The 18082-nt window shown below is 69.4% G+C and carries 20 protein-coding genes; 9 read left to right on the top strand and 11 right to left on the bottom strand.

All coding sequences use genetic code 11. From position 1 onward, the window contains the following. Positions 1-151: 151 nt before the first annotated feature. Positions 152-904, bottom strand: a complete 753-nt coding sequence (locus FB562_RS10625) for a sulfite exporter TauE/SafE family protein (RefSeq protein WP_185740563.1) — start codon at positions 902-904, stop codon at positions 152-154. A gap of 165 nt (positions 905-1069) precedes the next feature. Between FB562_RS10625 and FB562_RS10620 the strand changes: the two genes are divergently transcribed. The 9 genes from FB562_RS10620 (at position 1070) to FB562_RS10580 (ending at position 9148) form a co-directional block, all read left to right on the top strand. Further along, the gene (locus FB562_RS10620) at positions 1070-1549 is read left to right on the top strand and encodes a histidine kinase (RefSeq protein WP_141881281.1); all 480 of its coding nucleotides are present in this window, start codon (positions 1070-1072) and stop codon (positions 1547-1549) included. A gap of 91 nt (positions 1550-1640) precedes the next feature. Then, on the top strand, positions 1641-2486 hold the full coding sequence (locus tag FB562_RS10615; RefSeq protein WP_141881280.1) for a DUF4097 family beta strand repeat-containing protein: 846 nt from the start codon (positions 1641-1643) through the stop codon (positions 2484-2486). Continuing rightward, on the top strand, positions 2483-3418 hold the full coding sequence (locus FB562_RS10610) for an ATP-binding cassette domain-containing protein (protein WP_141881279.1): 936 nt from the start codon (positions 2483-2485) through the stop codon (positions 3416-3418). Before FB562_RS10615 ends, FB562_RS10610 begins: the two co-directional genes overlap by 4 nt. Continuing rightward, positions 3415-4260: an ABC transporter permease gene (locus FB562_RS10605; protein WP_141881278.1), complete on the top strand. Its 846-nt coding sequence runs from the start codon at positions 3415-3417 to the stop codon at positions 4258-4260. The genes FB562_RS10610 and FB562_RS10605 overlap by 4 nt, the downstream gene beginning before the upstream one ends. A 50-nt stretch (positions 4261-4310) precedes the next feature. Then, positions 4311-5321, top strand: a complete 1011-nt coding sequence (locus FB562_RS10600) for a FecCD family ABC transporter permease (RefSeq protein ID WP_221625407.1) — start codon at positions 4311-4313, stop codon at positions 5319-5321. Beyond that, the gene (locus FB562_RS10595) at positions 5318-6442 is read left to right on the top strand and encodes a FecCD family ABC transporter permease (RefSeq protein ID WP_221625406.1); all 1125 of its coding nucleotides are present in this window, start codon (positions 5318-5320) and stop codon (positions 6440-6442) included. The genes FB562_RS10600 and FB562_RS10595 overlap by 4 nt, the downstream gene beginning before the upstream one ends. Next, positions 6439-7284: an ABC transporter ATP-binding protein gene (locus FB562_RS10590; RefSeq protein WP_141881277.1), complete on the top strand. Its 846-nt coding sequence runs from the start codon at positions 6439-6441 to the stop codon at positions 7282-7284. The genes FB562_RS10595 and FB562_RS10590 overlap by 4 nt, the downstream gene beginning before the upstream one ends. A gap of 14 nt (positions 7285-7298) precedes the next feature. Next, a complete protein-coding gene (locus FB562_RS10585; protein ID WP_141881276.1) occupies positions 7299-8297 on the top strand; it encodes an ABC transporter substrate-binding protein in 999 nt (332 codons plus the stop codon). A gap of 56 nt (positions 8298-8353) precedes the next feature. After that, positions 8354-9148 carry an alpha/beta fold hydrolase gene (locus tag FB562_RS10580; protein ID WP_141881275.1) on the top strand — a complete coding sequence of 265 codons (795 nt, stop codon included), beginning with the start codon at positions 8354-8356 and terminating at the stop codon, positions 9146-9148. A gap of 125 nt (positions 9149-9273) precedes the next feature. On the opposite strand, the gene FB562_RS10575 is transcribed toward FB562_RS10580, so the two are convergent. Genes FB562_RS10575 through FB562_RS10530 form a run of 10 tightly spaced genes read right to left on the bottom strand, consistent with a single transcriptional unit; the run spans position 9274 to position 18030 of the window. Then, a complete protein-coding gene (locus FB562_RS10575; RefSeq protein ID WP_141881274.1) occupies positions 9274-10449 on the bottom strand; it encodes a flagellar hook protein FlgE in 1176 nt (391 codons plus the stop codon). A gap of 29 nt (positions 10450-10478) precedes the next feature. Then, the gene (locus FB562_RS10570) at positions 10479-10907 is read right to left on the bottom strand and encodes a flagellar hook assembly protein FlgD (RefSeq protein ID WP_141881273.1); all 429 of its coding nucleotides are present in this window, start codon (positions 10905-10907) and stop codon (positions 10479-10481) included. 45 nt (positions 10908-10952) lie between these two features. After that, a complete protein-coding gene (locus tag FB562_RS10565) occupies positions 10953-12344 on the bottom strand; it encodes a flagellar hook-length control protein FliK (protein WP_141881272.1) in 1392 nt (463 codons plus the stop codon). Beyond that, positions 12341-12781 carry a flagellar export protein FliJ gene (locus FB562_RS10560; protein WP_141881271.1) on the bottom strand — a complete coding sequence of 147 codons (441 nt, stop codon included), beginning with the start codon at positions 12779-12781 and terminating at the stop codon, positions 12341-12343. Before FB562_RS10560 ends, FB562_RS10565 begins: the two co-directional genes overlap by 4 nt. Continuing rightward, entirely contained in the window at positions 12778-14106 is a 1329-nt protein-coding gene (locus tag FB562_RS10555; RefSeq protein WP_141881270.1) for a FliI/YscN family ATPase, read from the bottom strand. Before FB562_RS10555 ends, FB562_RS10560 begins: the two co-directional genes overlap by 4 nt. Further along, the gene (locus FB562_RS10550; protein WP_141881269.1) at positions 14103-14714 is read right to left on the bottom strand and encodes a FliH/SctL family protein; all 612 of its coding nucleotides are present in this window, start codon (positions 14712-14714) and stop codon (positions 14103-14105) included. Before FB562_RS10550 ends, FB562_RS10555 begins: the two co-directional genes overlap by 4 nt. After that, entirely contained in the window at positions 14704-15723 is a 1020-nt protein-coding gene (gene fliG, locus FB562_RS10545; RefSeq protein WP_141881268.1) for a flagellar motor switch protein FliG, read from the bottom strand. Before fliG ends, FB562_RS10550 begins: the two co-directional genes overlap by 11 nt. Then, on the bottom strand, positions 15720-17309 hold the full coding sequence (gene fliF / locus FB562_RS10540) for a flagellar basal-body MS-ring/collar protein FliF (protein WP_141881267.1): 1590 nt from the start codon (positions 17307-17309) through the stop codon (positions 15720-15722). Before fliF ends, fliG begins: the two co-directional genes overlap by 4 nt. Continuing rightward, on the bottom strand, positions 17309-17638 hold the full coding sequence (gene fliE / locus FB562_RS10535; RefSeq protein ID WP_141881266.1) for a flagellar hook-basal body complex protein FliE: 330 nt from the start codon (positions 17636-17638) through the stop codon (positions 17309-17311). Before fliE ends, fliF begins: the two co-directional genes overlap by 1 nt. Further along, a complete protein-coding gene (locus FB562_RS10530; protein WP_141881265.1) occupies positions 17638-18030 on the bottom strand; it encodes a flagellar basal body rod protein FlgC in 393 nt (130 codons plus the stop codon). Before FB562_RS10530 ends, fliE begins: the two co-directional genes overlap by 1 nt. Positions 18031-18082 lie beyond the last annotated feature (52 nt).

Below are 18082 nucleotides of genomic sequence, written 5' to 3'. Positions count from 1 at the left end.
CTCAGCGGATGTCGGGGTGTCGGCCGCCATGCTCCACCCTTCACCGACGCTGTGCAGGAGATTCGTCCGGGCACGCCGGGGTGGCGCCATCCCGGGCCGCGTGTCGCGGCAGATCTCCTGCACAACCGCGACGATGCGGCCGCCGGCGGAGTCAGCCGCCGAAGTTCTCCACATAGACGTCATGCCCGACCTTGATGATGAGCGCGGCGACGACCACGATGAACGCGATGCGGATGAACTTGTTGCCGCCGGCGACCGCCATGCGCGAGCCGGTGTAGCCGCCCAGCATGTTGGTGAAGCCCATGCCGATCGCGAGCGCCCACAGCACGTAACCCTGCGGGATGAAGAAAAGCAGGGCGCCCACATTGGTGGCGACGTTGACAATCTTGGCCTTGGCGCTGGCGAGCACGAAGTCGTAGCCGAGGGCGGTGATGAGCGCCATGATGAGGAAGGTGCCGGTGCCTGGCCCGATGAGTCCGTCGTAGAAGCCGATGACGAGGCCCAGGATGGCGGCGATCACGTAGTGCTTGCCGCCGGAGTGGCGGAGCGCGGCGATACTGCCGAGGTTTGGTTTGGCGATGGTCACAACCGCGACCACCACGAGGGCGACCACGATGATGGGCTTGAAGACCTCGACGGGCAGCATGGATGCGAGGGTCGCGCCGCCGTAGCTGCCGACAAGGGCGACGCCGGCCATGGGCAGGGCGGTACGCAGGTCGGGGTGGGCGCGGCGGTACCAGGTGACGGCGCTCGTGGTGGTGCCAAAGAGCGAGGCGAGCTTGTTGGTGGCGAGTGCCTGAACGGGGCTGATGCCGGGAACGAGCAGAAGGGCGGGCAGCTGCAGCAGCCCCCCTCCGCCGACAACGGCGTCGATCCAGCCAGCCGCGAAGCCCGCAACAAGCATGAGGATCAGGATGTTGAGGGTGATGTCACTGCCGAGGATCGAGCTGATGTCCACCGCTCCCCCTCACTGATCTGCAGCCTCCAATCTACGCGCCGACGCAACGCGACCAGCACCATGACACCACTTTCTATTGACACGACACCACAGTGGTGTCACACTGGTGTCATGGAACTGGGAAGGTATGTCGACGAACTTCAGCGCACCCTGCTGGAGGCCACCGAACACGGCACCGAAGACACCCGCACCGTCGCAGAGCGACTCGCAGGCGGCCTGGATGCCGCGACCCGCCTCGTGCTCCTCGACGCCCTCTCCGCAGCCGCCGGCGAGATCACCCGCGATCTCGCCCCCGGCTCGGTCGACGTGCGACTGCGCGGCCGCGAGGTCGAGTTTGTTGTCAGCCAGTCGACCACCGAATCCGACGACACAACAGCCGCCGTCGACCTCGACGATGTGAGCACCTCGCGGACCACCCTCCGCCTCCCTGACGCCCTCAAGGCACAGGTCGACGAGGCGGCGAGCGCCGATGGCGTCTCGGTCAACACGTGGCTGGTGCGCGCTGTCGCATCCGCCCTCAACCCCAGACAGCGACGCACCGCCCAGCGCACCCTGCGCACGGGCGACAACTTCGCAGGCTGGGCGCGCTAGGGCCGCCCGCCTAGGGTATTCGCCCGCATCATCCCACGAGCCCCGCACCAGCGGGGTGGATCGAACACGCCCACAGGAAGGGTCCATCAGCATGCCCACATTCACCACCCCAACCCCCATCGACCTCGCCATCAAGTGGCAGGTTGGAGCCATCGAGATCGTCGCCGGCGAGCGTACCGACACGGTCGTCACCGTCACCCCCACCAACCCGGAGAAGGCGGCAGACCTCCGCGGCGCCGAGGACACCCGGGTCGAGTTCGACGGCGAACGCCTCACCATTGTCGGGTCCAAGCCGAGACTCGCCATCGTCGGGCCCAAGGAGTCCGTCGACCTGAAGGTCGAACTGCCGGGCGGCTCCCGCCTCACCGCCGAGATCGCAATGGGCAGAATCCGCACCGTCGGCACCCTCGGCGCCACCCGCATCAAGGATGGGATGGGTGCCGTGGAGCTCGACACCGTCGGCGACCTCTGGCTGCGCGCCTCGCACGGTAACGCCACAATCGGCACGATCGAGGGCAACGCCGAGATCACCGCCGACCACGGGCAGATCCGCATCGGCGATGCCGGCGGGGATGCGAGCCTCAAGGCATCGCACGGCAGCATCCAGATCGAGCGCTCCAGTGGCGACGTCGGGGCATACCTCGCGTACGGTGACCTCCGCATCACCGACGCCCGGGCATCCGTCACCGGCAAGACCGCCTACGGCAGCATCGAGCTGGTCGAGGTCTCGGCGGGTTCGATCGATGTTGAGACCGCGTTCGGACAGATCGCGCTCGGCGTGCGGGATGGGGTGCCCGCGTGGCTCGACCTCTCGTCGAAGAGTGGCCACGTGCGCAACCGACTCGACACAGACCGCGCACCCGACGGTTCCGAGCAGAGCGTCGCTGTGCGCGCCCGCACCAACTTCGGCGACATCACCGTGGAGAGAACAGCATGAGCACTCCAGCAATCGAGGTCAACGGCCTCCAGAAGCGGTACGGCGACAAGACCGTGCTGGACGGGGTCGACCTGAGCGTCGAGGCCGGCACGGTCACCGCCCTTCTCGGCCCCAACGGTGCAGGCAAGACCACGACCGTGCACATCCTCAGCACCCTCGTGCGGCCCGACGGCGGCACGGCGGCGATCGACGGATGCGATGTGGTCGCCAATCCGACCGGCGCGCGCGCCGCGATCGGCCTGACTGGCCAGTTCTCCGCCGTCGACACACTGCTCACGGGCGAGGAGAACCTCATGCTCATGGCCAGGCTGCGCCACCTCGGCGCGAAAGCGTCGCGGGCCCGCACGGCCGAGCTGCTCGAACGGTTCGACCTAGTTGAGGCCGCGCGCACGCCGCTCGCCACCTACTCGGGCGGCATGCAACGCCGTCTCGACCTCGCCATGACGCTCGTCTCTGCGCCGAGCGTGCTGTTCCTCGACGAGCCCACCACTGGCCTCGACCCGCGCAGCCGCCACACCATGTGGGACATCGTGCGGGAGCTCGTGGCCGACGGCACCACCGTGCTGCTCACCACCCAGTACCTCGACGAGGCCGACGAGCTTGCCGATCGCGTGGCCGTGCTTGACAATGGCCGCATCGTCGCCGAGGGCACCCCGGCCGAACTCAAGCGGCGCGTGCCCGGCGGCCACATCCGCCTCAGCTTCGCGGATGCCACAGCCCTGGCCGCCGCATCCGCCCTGCTCGACGACTCAACCCCTGACGAGGCGTCACTCACACTGAGCGTTACCGGCAGCGAAGACTTCGGCGCACTTCGCACCGTGCTCGACCGCCTCGGCGACGCACGCCTCGAACCCACCGATCTCAGCATCCACACCCCCGATCTCGACGACGTGTTCTTCGCCCTGACCGGCACGAAGGGAAACCTGTCATGACCACCATCGCCACCCCGCCGAGGCCCGCCCCACCTGCGCATCGACCTGCCGGCGGCAGCCACACCGTCGCCGACTCAATCACGATGCTGCGCAGAAATCTGCTGCACGTCGTGCGCTATCCGGGGCTGTCGATCTTCGTCATCGGCGGCCCGGTTGTGTTCCTGCTGCTGTTCGTGTTCGTCTTCGGCGGCACACTGGGCGCGGGTCTCCCCGGCGTGGACCCGGATGGTGGGCGCGCCGCCTACCTCGCCTACGTGATGCCGGGCATCCTCGCCATCACGATCGCGGGCACGGCTGGCGGCGTCGCCACGACCGTTTCGATGGACATGACGGAGGGCATCACCGCCCGGTTTCGCACCATGGCGATCTCACGCAGCGCGGTGCTCGCCGGCCATGTGCTGGGCAACACGGTGCAGTCGATCGTCGCCGTCGCGCTGGTGTTCGGGGTCGGGTTCGCTCTCGGGTTCCGCCCGGTCGCCGGTCTGCCCGAGTGGCTTGCGGCGGCGGGCCTCGTCGCCCTCTTCTCGGTCGCGATCAGCTGGCTGGCCGTCGGCATGGGTATGCAGGCGAAATCGGTCGAGACCGCCAGCAACCTGCCGCTCATCCTGACCGGTCTGCCATTCCTGGGCAGCGGCTTCGTGCCCACCGACTCCATGCCCGGATGGATGCAGGGCTTCGCCCTGTACCAACCGTTCACCCCGTTCATCGAGACGGTGCGTGGCCTGCTGCTCGGCACCCCGCTCGGCTGGGAGCCTGCGCTGGCCGTCGGCTGGAGCATCCTGATCGCGGGCGCCGGCTTCGCGTGGTCGATGGTGCTCTACGAGCGCAAGTCGGTGCGCTGAACATTCTCACATCGACTGCAAGCGAGCTTAGGTAAGGCTACGCTTAGGCAATGCTCAGCGTGATCGCCACCCGCACCAAGCGCGCGACGGTCATCGGCATGCTCGCACTAGCGGTCGTCGCCATCTCGCTCGCGAGCCTCATGCTCGGCAGCAACCACCTGAGCCTTGACGCAGTCCTCACAGGACTTTTCGACCCCAGCCGCGATACGGGCGCCGTGGTGTGGGGCTCGCGCGTACCACGTACGGTGCTCGGGACGCTGGTCGGCGCGTGCCTCGGTGTGGCCGGCGCGGTCATGCAGGGCCAGACCCGCAACCCGCTCGCCGACCCCGGCATCTTCGGCGTCTCCGCCGGCGCCAGCCTCGCCATGGTCATCGGCGTCTACGTGCTCGGCACCAGCTCTGTGCTCACCACACTGTGGCTCGCCCTCGTCGGCGCGACCCTCGCGAGCGTCGTCGTGTTCTCGGTGGCTGCCCTCGGCCGCGGGCTCAGCAGCCCGGTGCCCCTCGCCATCGCCGGCACCGCCGTCTCCGCCCTGCTCGTGGCACTCACGTCCTACCTCGTGCTCTCCGACGAGGCCACCCTCGCCGCGTACCGCATCTGGGTGGTCGGCTCCCTCTCGGGCCGCACCCTAGAAGGCGTGGCGCCCGCCCTCGTGTTCGCCGTCGTCGGCGCCGTGTTCGCCGCCGGCAACGTGCGCTCCCTCAACAGCCTCTCCCTCGGCACCGAACTCGCCCACGGCCTCGGCGTGAATCTGCTGCGCGCCCGCCTTGTCGGACTGGCCGCCATCACCCTCCTCACAGCCAGCGCCGTCGCGCTCACCGGCCCCATCGGCTTCGTCGGGCTCACCGCACCACACATCGGCAGGCGGCTCGTCGGCGGTGACCACTACTGGTTGCTGCCGGCATCCGGACTCATCGGCGCCTGCGTACTGCTCGCCTGCGACGTGGTCGGGCGACTCATCGGGGGCACCGCCGAGACCTCGGTCGGGGTCGTGCTCACGGTGCTCGGCGGCATCGTGTTCGTCAGCATTGTGCGCCGCGGAACGATGGCGACACTGTGAGCGTCGACGGCCGCAGCACCGAGACACCGGATGCAACGGGGCCCGGTTCGACCACGCCCGGTTCGACGCGGCGCAGCACCGAGCCGCACCGCTTCTTCGGCTTGCACTGGCGGGGCCGGGTCGTGGCGACGACCCTCGGCCTGCTCGCAGTCGTACTTGTGGTGAGCGTGCTCGGCATCCTCGCCGGCTCCTCATCACTCACCGTCGGAGACGTCGTCACCACCTTCCTCGGCGGAGGCACATCCGGCCAGCAGCTCATCGTCTTCGAACTCCGCCTCCCGCGGGTGGCCGGCGGAGTGCTCGTGGGGGCGGCCCTCGGGCTTGCCGGAGCCCTCACCCAGACGTTTGCTCGCAACCCGCTCGCGACCCCCGACATCCTCGGAGTCACCTCCGGGGCATCCCTCGGCGCCGTCTCGGCGATCGTGCTGGCGGGTGGCACCTACACGGTCGGCTCGGGGCTGCTCTCCCTCGGCGTGCCCGCAATGGCCACCATCGGGGCGCTCGTCACGGCGGCCGTCGTCTACGGGCTGGCCTGGCGCGGTGGGGTCGACAGCTACCGTCTCATCCTCATCGGCATCGGCATCACCGCCACCCTCGGCGGCCTCACCGCCTACCTGATCGCCAGGGCCCAGATCACGGCGGCGGCGACGGCAGCCCAGTGGCTCGTGGGCAGCCTCTCCGGAATCTCGTGGGCGAGCGTGTGGCCTGTGCTCGTGACACTCGTCATCATCGTGCCTGTCGCGCTCACCCAGTCGACCCGACTCGACATCAGCCAAATGGGCGATGAGATGTCGCGCGGGCTCGGCGTGCCGGTGCAGCGGCATCGGGTCATTGTCATCGTGTGCGCCGTGCTGCTCACAGCGGCGGCGGTCTCGGCGGCGGGGCCCATCGAGTTCGTCGCCTTCGTCGCCCCGCAGATCGCCCTCCGGCTGGCTAGCACGGGCCGGCCACCGCTGCTCGCCTCCGCCCTCATGGGCGCCGTCATCGTCACCGGCGGTGACGCCCTCGCCCGCGGTGTGCTGCCCGGCGAGGTGCCGGTGGGTATCATCACCGCCGTCATCGGGGCGCCGTACCTGATCTGGCTCCTAACCCGCCGCAGAGAGAGGGAGAACCTCGCATGAACTCAACCCCGGATGCCACCACCGCCGCCCTCGAGGCGCGCGCCATCACACTGGCCTACGACCGCAACATCATCTTTGAGGGGCTCGATCTGCGCATCGAGCACGGGCAGGTGACCACCCTCATCGGGGCGAACGGCAGCGGGAAGTCGACCCTGCTGAGGGCCTTCGGCCGCCTCATCGCGCCGAGCGCCGGCACGGTCGAGATCGATGGCGAGTCGATGAGGTCGCTGTCGGCGAAGGAGGTCGCCAGGCGCCTGTCGATCCTGCCGCAGAAGCCCCTCACCCCTTCGGCGACGAGCGTTCGCGACCTCATCTCCCGCGGACGCCACCCGCACCAGAGTCTGTGGCGGCCGTGGCGGCCCGAGGATTCGCTCGCGGTCGACGCGGCGCTGGAGGCCACGGGCCTCGTCGAGTTGGCCGATCGCGAGGCGGGGTCGCTCTCCGGCGGTCAGTTGCAGCGGGCCTGGGTGGCGCTCGTGCTCACCCAGCAGACGCCGACGATCCTGCTCGACGAGCCCACGACGTTCCTCGATCTCAGTCACCAGCTCGAGGTGCTGCGGCTCGTGCGCTCCATCAACCGCGAGCAGGGTTCCACAGTGGTGATGGTGCTGCACGACCTGACGTTGGCCGGACGCTACTCCGACCGCCTCGTCGTGGTCGGAGGCGGCAGGGTCATCGCCGATGGTGCGCCCTGGGAGGTGCTTACCGCGGAGACCCTGCGCGAGGCGTTCGACCTGGAGGCTATGGTGATCCCCGATCCTCATACGGGCTCGCCGATGGTTGTGCCGATCGACGCGGCGGAGTTGTCAGAGCCGCCCGTATATTCTCGTAGCTTAGGTTAAGCTAACCTAACTTCATGAAAACTCTCGCGAGAAGCACCGCCCTCCTCCTCATCCCCATCCTCGCCGTTTCGGCCCTCGCCGCCTGCTCCACCGGGGCCGGCGACGACTCGTCTGCAAACGCTGAGGGGGCCTGGAGTTATACCGATGACACCGGCCGCACCGTCACCCTCGACGAGCAACCCGAACGCATCGCCGCCTACAGCGACTATGCCGTCGGCCTCCTCAGCACCGGCATCGACCCTGTTGCCCTCTTCGGCCGCTTCGATGTCGACACCGACGCCCGCTTCGACGACTACGACATTTCTGAGACCCCCATCGTCGGCAACAGCTACGGCGAGATCGACCTCGAGGCTCTCGCCGAGACGGCACCCGAACTCATCGTCGTGGGCATCTACCCGATCGACCGCGAAGGCACCCTCGACACCGAAGGCGCCTACTACGGCGTCGCAGACGTCGAACAGCAGGAGCAGCTCGAGAAGATCGCCCCCGTCGTCGCCATCAAGGTGGGAGGGAAGGGCATCGACGTTGTCGAGAGCATGACCAACCTGGCCCTCGCGCTCGGCGCGAGCGAAAAGCTTGTCGAGGAGGGCAAGGCCGAATACGAGATCGCCGCCGCCGACCTCACCGCCGCCGCAGAGGAATCCGGCGTGGAGGTCACCTACCTGTATGCCGACCCCGATGGCGTCTACGTCACCAAGACACTCGACGAGCCGGAGACCGAGCTGTACTCGGAGCTCGGTGTGAACTTCACGAGCCTCAAGACCGATGGCGACTTCTACTGGGACATCTACAGCTGGGAGAACGCGGAGCAGATGATGACCGGCGACGTGCTGCTGGTCAACAACGAGGGCTTCCAGAAGGACGACCTGCTCGACCAGCCGACATTCGCCTCACACCCCGCGCTTGTCGCCGGGCAGATCCACACATGGAACAGCGCAGCCCTCGACTATGCCTCGCAGGCCGTCCACATGGGCCAGCTCGCCAAGATCCTCCGCGAGTCGAAGCAGCTCTAGCGCAACCGGGCGCCCGGCCACGCCGGGCGCCCACCCCCGCCTCCTACACTCGGCCCATGACCTTCCTTCCGATCGGCGACGCCGAGCTCTACACGGAGACGAGCGGATCGGGCGAGCCAGTGCTCCTCCTCCACGGCGGCTTCTGCTCCCTCGAGACGATGCGCCCTCAGGCGGATGCCCTCGCCACCACCCACACGGTCGTCGCCTATGAGCGCCCCGGCCACGGACGCACCGCCGACATCGACGGCCCCTACGACTACGCACGCGGCGTCTCGGATGCCGCGGCAGTCCTCGATCGCCTCGGCATCGCCTCCGCACACTTCGTCGGCTACAGCGATGGTGCGATCATCGCGCTCATGCTCGCGCTGGAGCAGCCTGAGCGGGTCCGCTCGATCGTCGCCATCAGTGCCAACCTCCACCCCTCGGGCTTCACGAGCGCCATCACCGAGATTGCGCAGGCCGGTGTCCCGGTCGGGGCCGAATCCACCCACGCAACAGCCGACGCCACCACGGCGGAGGTCAGCGCACCCGAGCTCGACGAAGAGGAGGAGTGGTACGCGAGGCTCTCACCCGACGGGCCGGAGCACGCGCCCATGGTCATCGAGAAGCTCCGCCGCCTCTGGACCAACGAACCAGACATCGACCCGGCCTCCCTCGCCACCATCGCCGTGCCGAGTCTCATCGTCGCTGGCGAGTTCGACGCCATCCGGCCGGAGCACACCGCCCTCATTGCCTCGTCCATCCCTCGCGGGCGACTCCATATCGTTGCTGGGGCCAGCCACGGTGTCGTGTCGGAGCAGCCCGAGCACATCACGGCCCTCCTGCAGGAGTTTCTCGCCGAAGCCGAGTAGGCCCGCCCTCGCGGCGCCATCATCGCTATGCCGCGACCCTCAGCAGCACCACGCGACATGTCGCAAACGCAGCAGTGCCCGCCCTGCGAGGCAGGACGGGCACGTTTCGCCTTGGGGGGCTGTGGTTAGCGCTTCAGGTTGGTGAGCTCCTGCAGCACCTCGTCGGAGGTGGTGATGATGCGGGCGTTCGCCTGGAAGCCGCGCTGGGCGACGATCAGGTTGGTGAACTCCTGCGAGAGGTCGACGTTCGACATCTCGAGCGCGCCCGCGGTGAGCGTGCCGAGCGCGCCCTCGCCGGGGGTGCCCATCTCGGCGTTGCCCGAGTTGAAGGTGGCGCGGTAGGTGGAGTTGCCGGCCTTCTCGAGCCCGCCCGGGTTGGTGAAGTTCGCGAGCGCAATGCGACCGATGGCCTCGGATGCGCCGTTGCTGAACGATCCGATGAGGGTGCCGTCCTTCGAGAGGGTGAAGGTCTCGAGGGTTCCGGCGCTGCGGCCGTCCTGGCCGCTGATGGCGGCGGTGGTGAGGCCCGCGAAGCCGGTCATGGCACTCAGGTCGATGGTGATTCCGGCACCACTGAGCGTGAGGGCACCGCCGGCGGTGAGCGCGCCGTCGGTGAATTCGAGCGTGCTCGTCCCGATGCCACCGTTGCCGTCGTCACCCGCGACATCCCAACCTGCAGCCGTGCGCGTGAAGGTGAGTGTGAGTTCGGAGGCGTTGCCGTCGGCGTCGTACGCCTGACGGGTGCGGGTGATCACATCGCCCACCTCGGCGTCGGCGGGCAGGTTGCCTCCGACGGTGGCCGAGGTTGTGGCGATCGCGTCGGCGATCGCGTCGAGCGGCAGCGTGATGTTGCCGATGGCGCCACCGGTCTGGATGACGCCGTTCACGGCCGGCCAGCCCTGCAGGATGGCGCCGTTGGCGACCAGGCGGCCCGCGGCATCCGGGTCGAAGGATCCTGCACGGGTGTACAGGGTCTCTCCGTTGACGTTGACGACGAAGAAGCCGTCGCCGGAGATCATCATGTCGGTGGAGCGGCCGGTCGCCTGGGCTGAGCCCTGCGCGAAGTTGGTCGAGATGCCGGCGACCTGCACGCCGAGGCCGATCTGGGCGGGGTTGGTACCGCCGGCGTTCGCCTGCGGTCCGGCCGCGCCGGCGGTCATCTGCGAGAGCGTGTCCTGGAACTGCGTGGCGGATGACTTGAATGCGGTCGTGTTCACGTTGGCGATGTTGTTGCCGGTGACGTCGAGCATGGTCTGGTGCGAGCGGAGGCCGGAGATTCCGGAGTAGAGCGAGCGAAGCATTGTGGTGACCTTTCCGTTGGTGCTGGGATCTATTCGGTGATGCGCTTGATGCCGGAGATGACGTCGAGCGCGATGTCCTTGCCGTCGACCGAGACGGTCGGGATGGGGCCGCTGAATGACACCGATTCGGCGACGCCGGTGACGGTCTCGCCTTCTGCGGTGTCGTAGCTGACCTGCTGCCCGATGAGCGCCGCTGCCGCGATGCGCATCTGCAGCGAGAAGTTCTCCTCGTTGAGGGTGGTCAGCTTGGTCATCTGCTCCATGGATGCGAGCTGCGCGCTCTGCGAGATCATCGCGTTGCTGTCCATGGGCGAGCTGGGATCCTGGTTGCGCAGCTGGGTGACGAGCAGCGACAGGAACACTTCGCTGTCCATGGTCTGCTTCGGCGTGCGCTCGAGCGTCGTGCCGGTGTGGATGCCGGTGGACGTTCCGACGCCGTCGACTCCTGCGATCGTCATGTGTTCTCCTGTCGTGTTCTGTCTGCTGTTCGCGGCGGATGTCCGCTAGGCGAGGATGTCGATGCTGCCGGCGCCGAGGTGGTCGAGGGCGGCGGTGCGGGTGGCTTCGGGTTCTGCTGCCTCGGCGGCGCGGTGGCGTGCACGCCCTTCGGGCTGCTGGCTCGGGCTGTCGTGCGATGACAGTTCGAGGCTGGCCTGACCGCCCGCCTGCTGGCCGGTCGCCGACTGCCCTGCCTGCTGGCCGGTCGAGAGCTGGGGCACATTCACCCCTGCTGCGGCGAGGTCGCGGCGCAGATCGGGCAGGATCGCCTTCAGTGCTTCGCGGCCGGCGTCGCTGGGGGCGAACAGTTCGAGCCTCATGCCGTCGGCGCCGACATGGGCGCGCACAGTGACGGGCCCGAGGGTGTCGGGGGTGACGCTGACGGTGATGGTGTGTTCCCCGGCGGCGAGCGTGCTGAGGGCCACGATCGGTCGGGTCAGCTGGGCGGCGAAGCCCTGCGGAACCTGCTGGGCCTGGGCGACGGGGGCCGAGGGCTGCGCGGATGCGGTGGCGAGCGGTGCCGAGGCGGGCGTCATCGCTGCGGCGGCGGGCTGCGCCGGCGTGGCGGGTGCCGGCTCCTCGGCGGGTGCCGACGAGAGCGGGGCGACGGATGCGATGGGTGCGGCCGTCGGGGCAGGTGCAGTCTGCTGGGCAGCGACAGCGACGGGTGCAGCGCTCGCGGCGGGGCGGGGCGCCTCGGTGTCTGCGGTTGCCTCTGCGGTTGCGGCCGCATCCGGCGTCTCGCGGCTGATCGGCTGGGCCGCCTGAGCCTGCGCGGCGGTTGAGCCCTGCTGGCGGGCACCGTTGCGGAGCGGCCCTGCCGCCGTCTCGGAGAGCTGGGCCGACGCTGCCAGCGGCGTGACGGCATCCGGTGTCGTCTGCTGTGTGGTGGTCTGCGCGGCGGTGTTCGGCTGGGCCGCAGCAGCGGTCGCAGCAGAAGATACGGCAGCGGATGCGACGGCGGATGCAGCACCCGCGACGGCCGAGACATGGGCGGATGCGGACAGCGGCGTCGTGGCGCGCTCGCCTGCGGCCGCCGGGTCGGCGTCGTCGACGGGCTCGGTGCTCAGCTCGCCCTCGAAGTCGGTGTCGACGTCCATGTCGAGCCCGGGGATGGTGACCGGCGGTGTGGCCTGCGCCGCGGCGGGCACGATGGCGGAGAGCAGGGCGTCCGACGCGGTCGGCATCGATGCGGCGTCCTCGACTGTCGCGGAGAGGGAAGGGGCGTCCTGGCCGGTGCCGCCGCTCGTCTCGGCGGCGGTGCCGAGCGAGTCGAGCGCATCCTGCATGGCGCTTCCGAAGGCACCCGCGCCACCCGACGCCGAGGTCGAGGCTGCGGACACCGCCGTGGCGGCGGGGCGGGCGGCCGCTGGCGCGCCCAGGGTGAGGAGGCTCATGATTCGGGCCTTTCGGTTGTGGTGTCGCGGAACCAGGTGGTGGAGGCGAGCTCGTCGAGCGTGTTCTGTTCGGCGACGAGGTCTTCTGCGGCGAGGCGTTCGGCGTGCTTCTTCTCGAGCTTCTCGAGCCCGATCGACTCCCGGCGGGCGGTGCCGAACACCTCTTCGGCGAGTTCGGCCTCCTGACGGTAGCCGCGCCCGAGGGCGTCGAGGTCGGAGAGGCTGCTTCTCATCGATGCCCGCCCTGCGGCGAGCGCCGACAGCGATTCGGTGCTGGTCACGTCGGTTGTTGTGGCACCGAGCGCGGCTCTGGCGCGATCCTGGCGCACGGTGGTGACGTCGAGGCGGCCGCGGGCGGCGGCGAGCTCGCCCGCGGCGAGGTCCTGCTGGAGGTGGCGCAGCCTGAGCAGGCCTGCGAGTGAGAACTGGCGGCTCATGCTGCCACCCCCAGCCGCTGCACGAGTTCGGTGAGCTGCCGCCACGATTCTTCGTAGGGGGCGCCGTCGCCGATTCCCTGCTGCAGGAACGCGTTGATCGCATCCTGGTGGTCGACTGCGGCGTCGACGAGCGGGTTGCTGCCGCGCTGGTACGCGCCGACATCGAGAAGGTCTTGGGCGCTGGCGCGGGCGGCGAGCACGCGGCGCAGCGCGGTGGCGGTGGCGGTGCGGTCGCGCGGGTTCACGCGGGAGGCGACGCGCGAGACGGATGCGAGGGCGTCGACGGACGGAAAGTGGCCGGTGATCGCGAGCTTGCGATCGAGCACCACATGCCCGTCGAGGATGGATCTGGCCGAGTCGGCGATGGGCTCGTTGTGGTCGTCACCGTCGACGAGCACCGTGTAGATGCCGGTGACGGAGCCGCGCTCTGCGGTTCCGGCGCGCTCGAGCAGTTGCGCGAGCAGCGAGAACGTCGATGGCGGGTAGCCGCGCGTTGCGGGCGGTTCGCCCACGGAGAGGCCGATCTCACGCTGTGCCATGGCGACGCGGGTCAGGGAGTCCATCATGAGGGTCACGTCGGCGCCGCGGTCGCGGAACGATTCGGCGATGCGGGTGGCGACGAAGGCGGCGCGCAGGCGCATGAGGGCGGGCTCGTCTGAGGTGGAGACGACGACGATGGAGCGCGCGAGGCCCTCTTCGCCGAGGTCGTCCTCCAGGAATTCGCGCACCTCGCGGCCGCGCTCCCCCACGAGGGCGATGACGGAGATCTCCGCCTCGGTGCCGCGGGCGATCATGGACAGCAGGGATGATTTGCCGACGCCCGATCCGGCGAACAGGCCGAGGCGCTGCCCCTTTCCGGCGGTCGTGAGGGTGTCGAGCACGCGCACGCCCAGCGACAGGGGCGTCTCGATGCGGGCGCGCTGCAGCGCGGGTGGGGTGTCGTTGTCGAGGGCCACCCAGGCGTCCGCCTCGAGCGGGCCCTTGCCGTCGATGGGGCGACCGAGTCCGTCGAGCACGCGCCCGAGCAGGCCTGTCCCGGTGGGCACCAGAACGGGGCGACCGCGCGGATGTGCGGGGGCGCCGGGGGTGATTCCGGTCATGCGGGAGAGGGGCATGCAGCGCACGCCGTCGCGAGTGGTGGCGATGACTTCGGCGTCGATTCCGGGGCGGCCCGCGCTGCCTCCGACGGTGACGAGCTCGCCGACGGCGCATTCGACCCCGACGACCTCGATGCCGAGACCGACGACCGAGGAGACGCGTCCGACCCGCTGCGGGCGTGCAACGGTGAGGGCGGCGGCTCGGCGGTCGGCGAAGGCGATGGTCATGACTGGCCTTCCAGCAGGGCGGCCTTCGCGCGTTCCAGGGCGGTGCTGATGCGGCCGTCGAGGTAGCCGTCGGCGAAGTCGACGATGACATCGCCCGGCGTGAGCGACTGGTCGGCGCGCAGCACGAGGGCGTCGTCGAGTTCGATGTCAGCCAGAAGCGCGATCGTCTCGGGGTGCATCCGCACGGCGAGAACGAGCGAGGGGTCGACGGTGGAGAGCGCCCGGGCGACGACGGAACGTGCGGATGCCTCACCGTCGGCGAGTTCGAAGCCCACGACCGCTTCGGCCAGGTCGATGGCTGCTGAGGCCATCGTCTGCTGCGCCTCCTCCACGACGGGTGCGACCCTCTCGCCGAGGCGACGGGTGGCGGTCTTCAGCAGCGCCAGAAGCACGTCGGCGTCGGCCTGCGTGCGGGCGAGCAGCGCTCGGTGTTCCTCTTCCTGCGCGGCGGCGCGGCGACGCAGCTCCTCCTCGGCCACGCGCAGGCCGGCCGTGTAGCCGGCGGCGTGCCCGCGGGTGCGCGCCTGCGCGACGACGTCCTGCCCTGCACCGCCGGAGCCGTGCAGTTCAGGAAAACCGATCGTCGAGAACACCGATTCAGTAGACATACTCGTCCTCGTCTGCGCGCTGCACGGTGATGGCGCCCTGCGATTCGAGATCGCGGATGGCGCGCACGATCTCGGCGCGCGCCTCCTCCACCTGCGACATGCGCACGGGGCCGAGCGCGGCGGCCTCGTCGTCGAGGATCTCGCGGTTGCGCTCCGACAGGTTCGAGCGGATGACCTCGATGACGTTCTCGGGCGAGCCCTTCATGGCGAACGCGAGCACGGCCGCGTCGATGCCCCGCAGCACCTGCTGCACGTCTCGCTTCTCAAGCTTGACGATGTCGGCGAAGGTGAGCATCCGGGAGCGCACCTCTTCTGCGAGGTCGGGGTCGCGCTCGTCGAGGGCCTCGAGGAGGGCGCGCTCGGTGGCGACGCTGGAGCGGTTGATGATGTCGACCAGCGGCTGCACGCCGCCGACGACCTCGACGGAGTCGCGGGTGGAGACGACGGCGCCGGCCCTCACCCTGAGGGTCTCGGCGACGGTGCGCACGGCCTCGGGGGTTGCGGTGCCCATGGTGGCGATGCTCTGGGCGACGTCGGTGCGCTCGTCCTCATCGAAGCCGGCGAGCACGGCGCTGGCGTGCTCGGGCCGCAGGTGGGCGAGCACGAGGGCTGTGGTCTGCGGCAGCTCGCCCTCGAGAAGGGTGGCGACCTGGCCGGGCTCCGCCGACTCGAGGAACTCGAAGGCCTTGCCGGCCATGGAGGAGGCGACGCGGTTCATGACGCCGGCGGCGCGCTCGGCACCGAAGGATGCCTCCAGCAGGCCGACCGCGATGTCGCGTCCGCCGCGCGCACTGGTCACGCCGTGCATGGCGAGGCTGTGGAATTCAGACATCGCCTGCTCGGTCACGACCGAGTCGACGCGCTTGAGTCGCACGATCTCGGCGACGATCTCCTCGGCCTCCGACTCGGTGAACTGCTTGAGCACCTCGGCGGCGCGCTGGTTGTCGAGGTTCATGAGAACCACGGCGACCTTCTGCGTTCCGGTCAGCCCGGTTGCGGCCTCACTCATGCGCGGGCCCTGCTGTCATCCATGAGGCCGCGCAGGAACTCTGCCGTCTTCTGGGGGTCGCTTGCGGCGAGCGCCTCGATCTCGGCCTTCTGGCGGTCTGCGTCGCCGCCGATGGGCATCGGCGCGGTCGTCCCGGAGAGTTCGAGCGCGGGGGCCGGCGGCTGCAGCTGCATGGGCACCGTCGGCGAGTCGAGGATGTCGCTGAGCTTGCGCAGTTCGCCCGCTTCGACCGCGTGGCGGCGTCGGCGCGAGTACATCACGAGGCCGATGATGACCGGCAGGGCGATTCCGGCGGCGATGACGGCGGTGGTGACGAGCGCCCACATGCGGTCGGTCTGCACTGCGGCCTCGGCGGCGGCGATCGCCTCTGCCGCGGCTGCGGCTCCCGCCACGTTGAAAGGCAGCACCTCGACCGTGACGAGGTCGCCCCGGTCGTCGTTGATGCCGGCGGCGGTGGCGACGAGCGCCGAGATGGCGGCGGGGCTGAGCCCGGCCGCGGCGGCCTCATCGACGGCCACGGACACGGTCTGGCGGTTGATCGCACCCGCCGGGATGACGCGCGACTCGGTGACCTTGTTGAGGGCGTTGTTGCGCGTGGCCGACTCTGAGGCGTAGAGCCCGTCCTGGGTGGCGCCGGGTACGGCGATGTTGTCGGGGCCGAGCACGCCGGCCGCGGTGTCGCCGGTGCCGCCGCCCGTGTAGTTCTCGGTGTCGGTGGCCTCGTTCAGCACGGGCCCGCCCTCGGGCGTCGTGTAGCTCTCCTCGAGGCGTTCCGCGGATTCGTAGCTCATGTCGGCGGCGACGACGACGCTCGAGTTGCCGGGGCCGAGGACGCGGTCGAGCATGGTCTGAACGGCGCCCTGCACGCGCAGCTCGTAGTCGTTCGCCTGCTTGCTGGCCGAGCCGCTTGCACCGACGCCGACGGCGCTGAGAACTGTTCCCTCAGCGTCGATGACGGCGACATCCGTGGCCTTCATGCCGTCGATGGATGCGCTCGTGAGGTGCACGATCGCCTGCACCTGGTCGCTGCTGAGGCTGACGCCGCGCTCCGTCTCGACGAACACCGAGGCCGTCGGGTCGGACTTGGTCGACACGAACACGGTCTCCTCGGGGATGGCGAGGCGAACGGATGCGAGCTTGACGCCCTTGAGGGCCTGGATGGTGGCCGCCAGTTCGCCTTCGAGGGCACGCTTGTAGGTGACCGACTGCTGGAACTCGGAGGAGGTGACCCCCATGTCGTCGAGCAGCGAGTAGCCGCCCGTGCTCGAGGAGGGCAGCCCGGCGGAGGCGGCCTTGAGCCGCTGCTCGTACACGTTCGCCTCGGGCACCATGATGGTGGCGCCGCCGGCGGCGAGCTCGTAGGGCACGTTGTCGGCCTTGAGCTGCTCGACGACCGCGCTGGCGTCGGATGCGGCCAGCCCGGAGAACAGCGGCGTGTAGCTGGGCTTGCTCAGCCAGAGGCCGAGACCGGCGACACCCAGAACGAGCACGGCAACGCCGATGAGGGCGAGGGTGCGCTGGGCGACGGTGAATTCGCGGATGGCGGCGATGAAGCGGCCGAATGCCGACCTGACCTGGGCGGGCATCAGGCCTGCATCCTCATGATCTCGTTGAACGCATCCACGCCCTTGTTGCGGATGGCGGCGACGAGTTCGAGCGTCACCTGCGCCTTCGTGGAGGCGATCGTGGCGTCGTGGATGTCCTGCAGGTCGCCGGTGACGGCCTTGAGGGCGAGCTCGTTCGAGGTCGACTGCAGCGACTGCAGTTCGTTGATGGCCGTTCCAAGTGAGAGCTGGAAGGCGGGGGCGGATGCCGCGCTCGGCTTGGCAGCGTCGGCCAGGTTGGTGGCCTGCGTGCCGAGCAGCTCCGAGATTCCGGAGATGCCCGAGATGCCGGGGATCGAGGGGATGGCCATTATGAGCGTCCGATCTGCAGTGCCGCCTGGTAGGTCTCCTTGGCGCGGTCGACGACCGCCGCATTGGCCTGGTAGCCGCGCTGGGCCATGATGAGCATCCCCATCTGGCTGGCCATGTCGATGTCGGGGTAGCGCACGTAGCCGCCCTCGTCGGCGAGCGGGTGGTCGGGTTCGTAGACGAGCCGACCCTCTGCATCGCCCCATGCCGCACCTGCGACGTAGGCCCCGGATGTTCCCTCGCCGGCCTGAGCGACCACGTAGCGCGCCCGGAAGGCCTCGCCGTCTGTGCTCGTCGCCGTGTTGGCGTTGGCGAGGTTGTCGGAGACGGCGTCAAGCCATTTGCGGTGCAGGGTGAGCCCTGTGCCTGCGATGCCGATCGCGTCGAATGTCATGTGAATCCCCCGGGTGGTGCGAAGTGAGAAGTGTCTGCTGGCTGTGCGGTGT

The organism is Homoserinimonas aerilata, from assembly GCF_006716125.1.
Taxonomy (GTDB): Bacteria; Actinomycetota; Actinomycetes; order Actinomycetales; family Microbacteriaceae; genus Homoserinimonas; species Homoserinimonas aerilata.
This window is presented reverse-complemented; position numbering and strand designations above follow the sequence as displayed.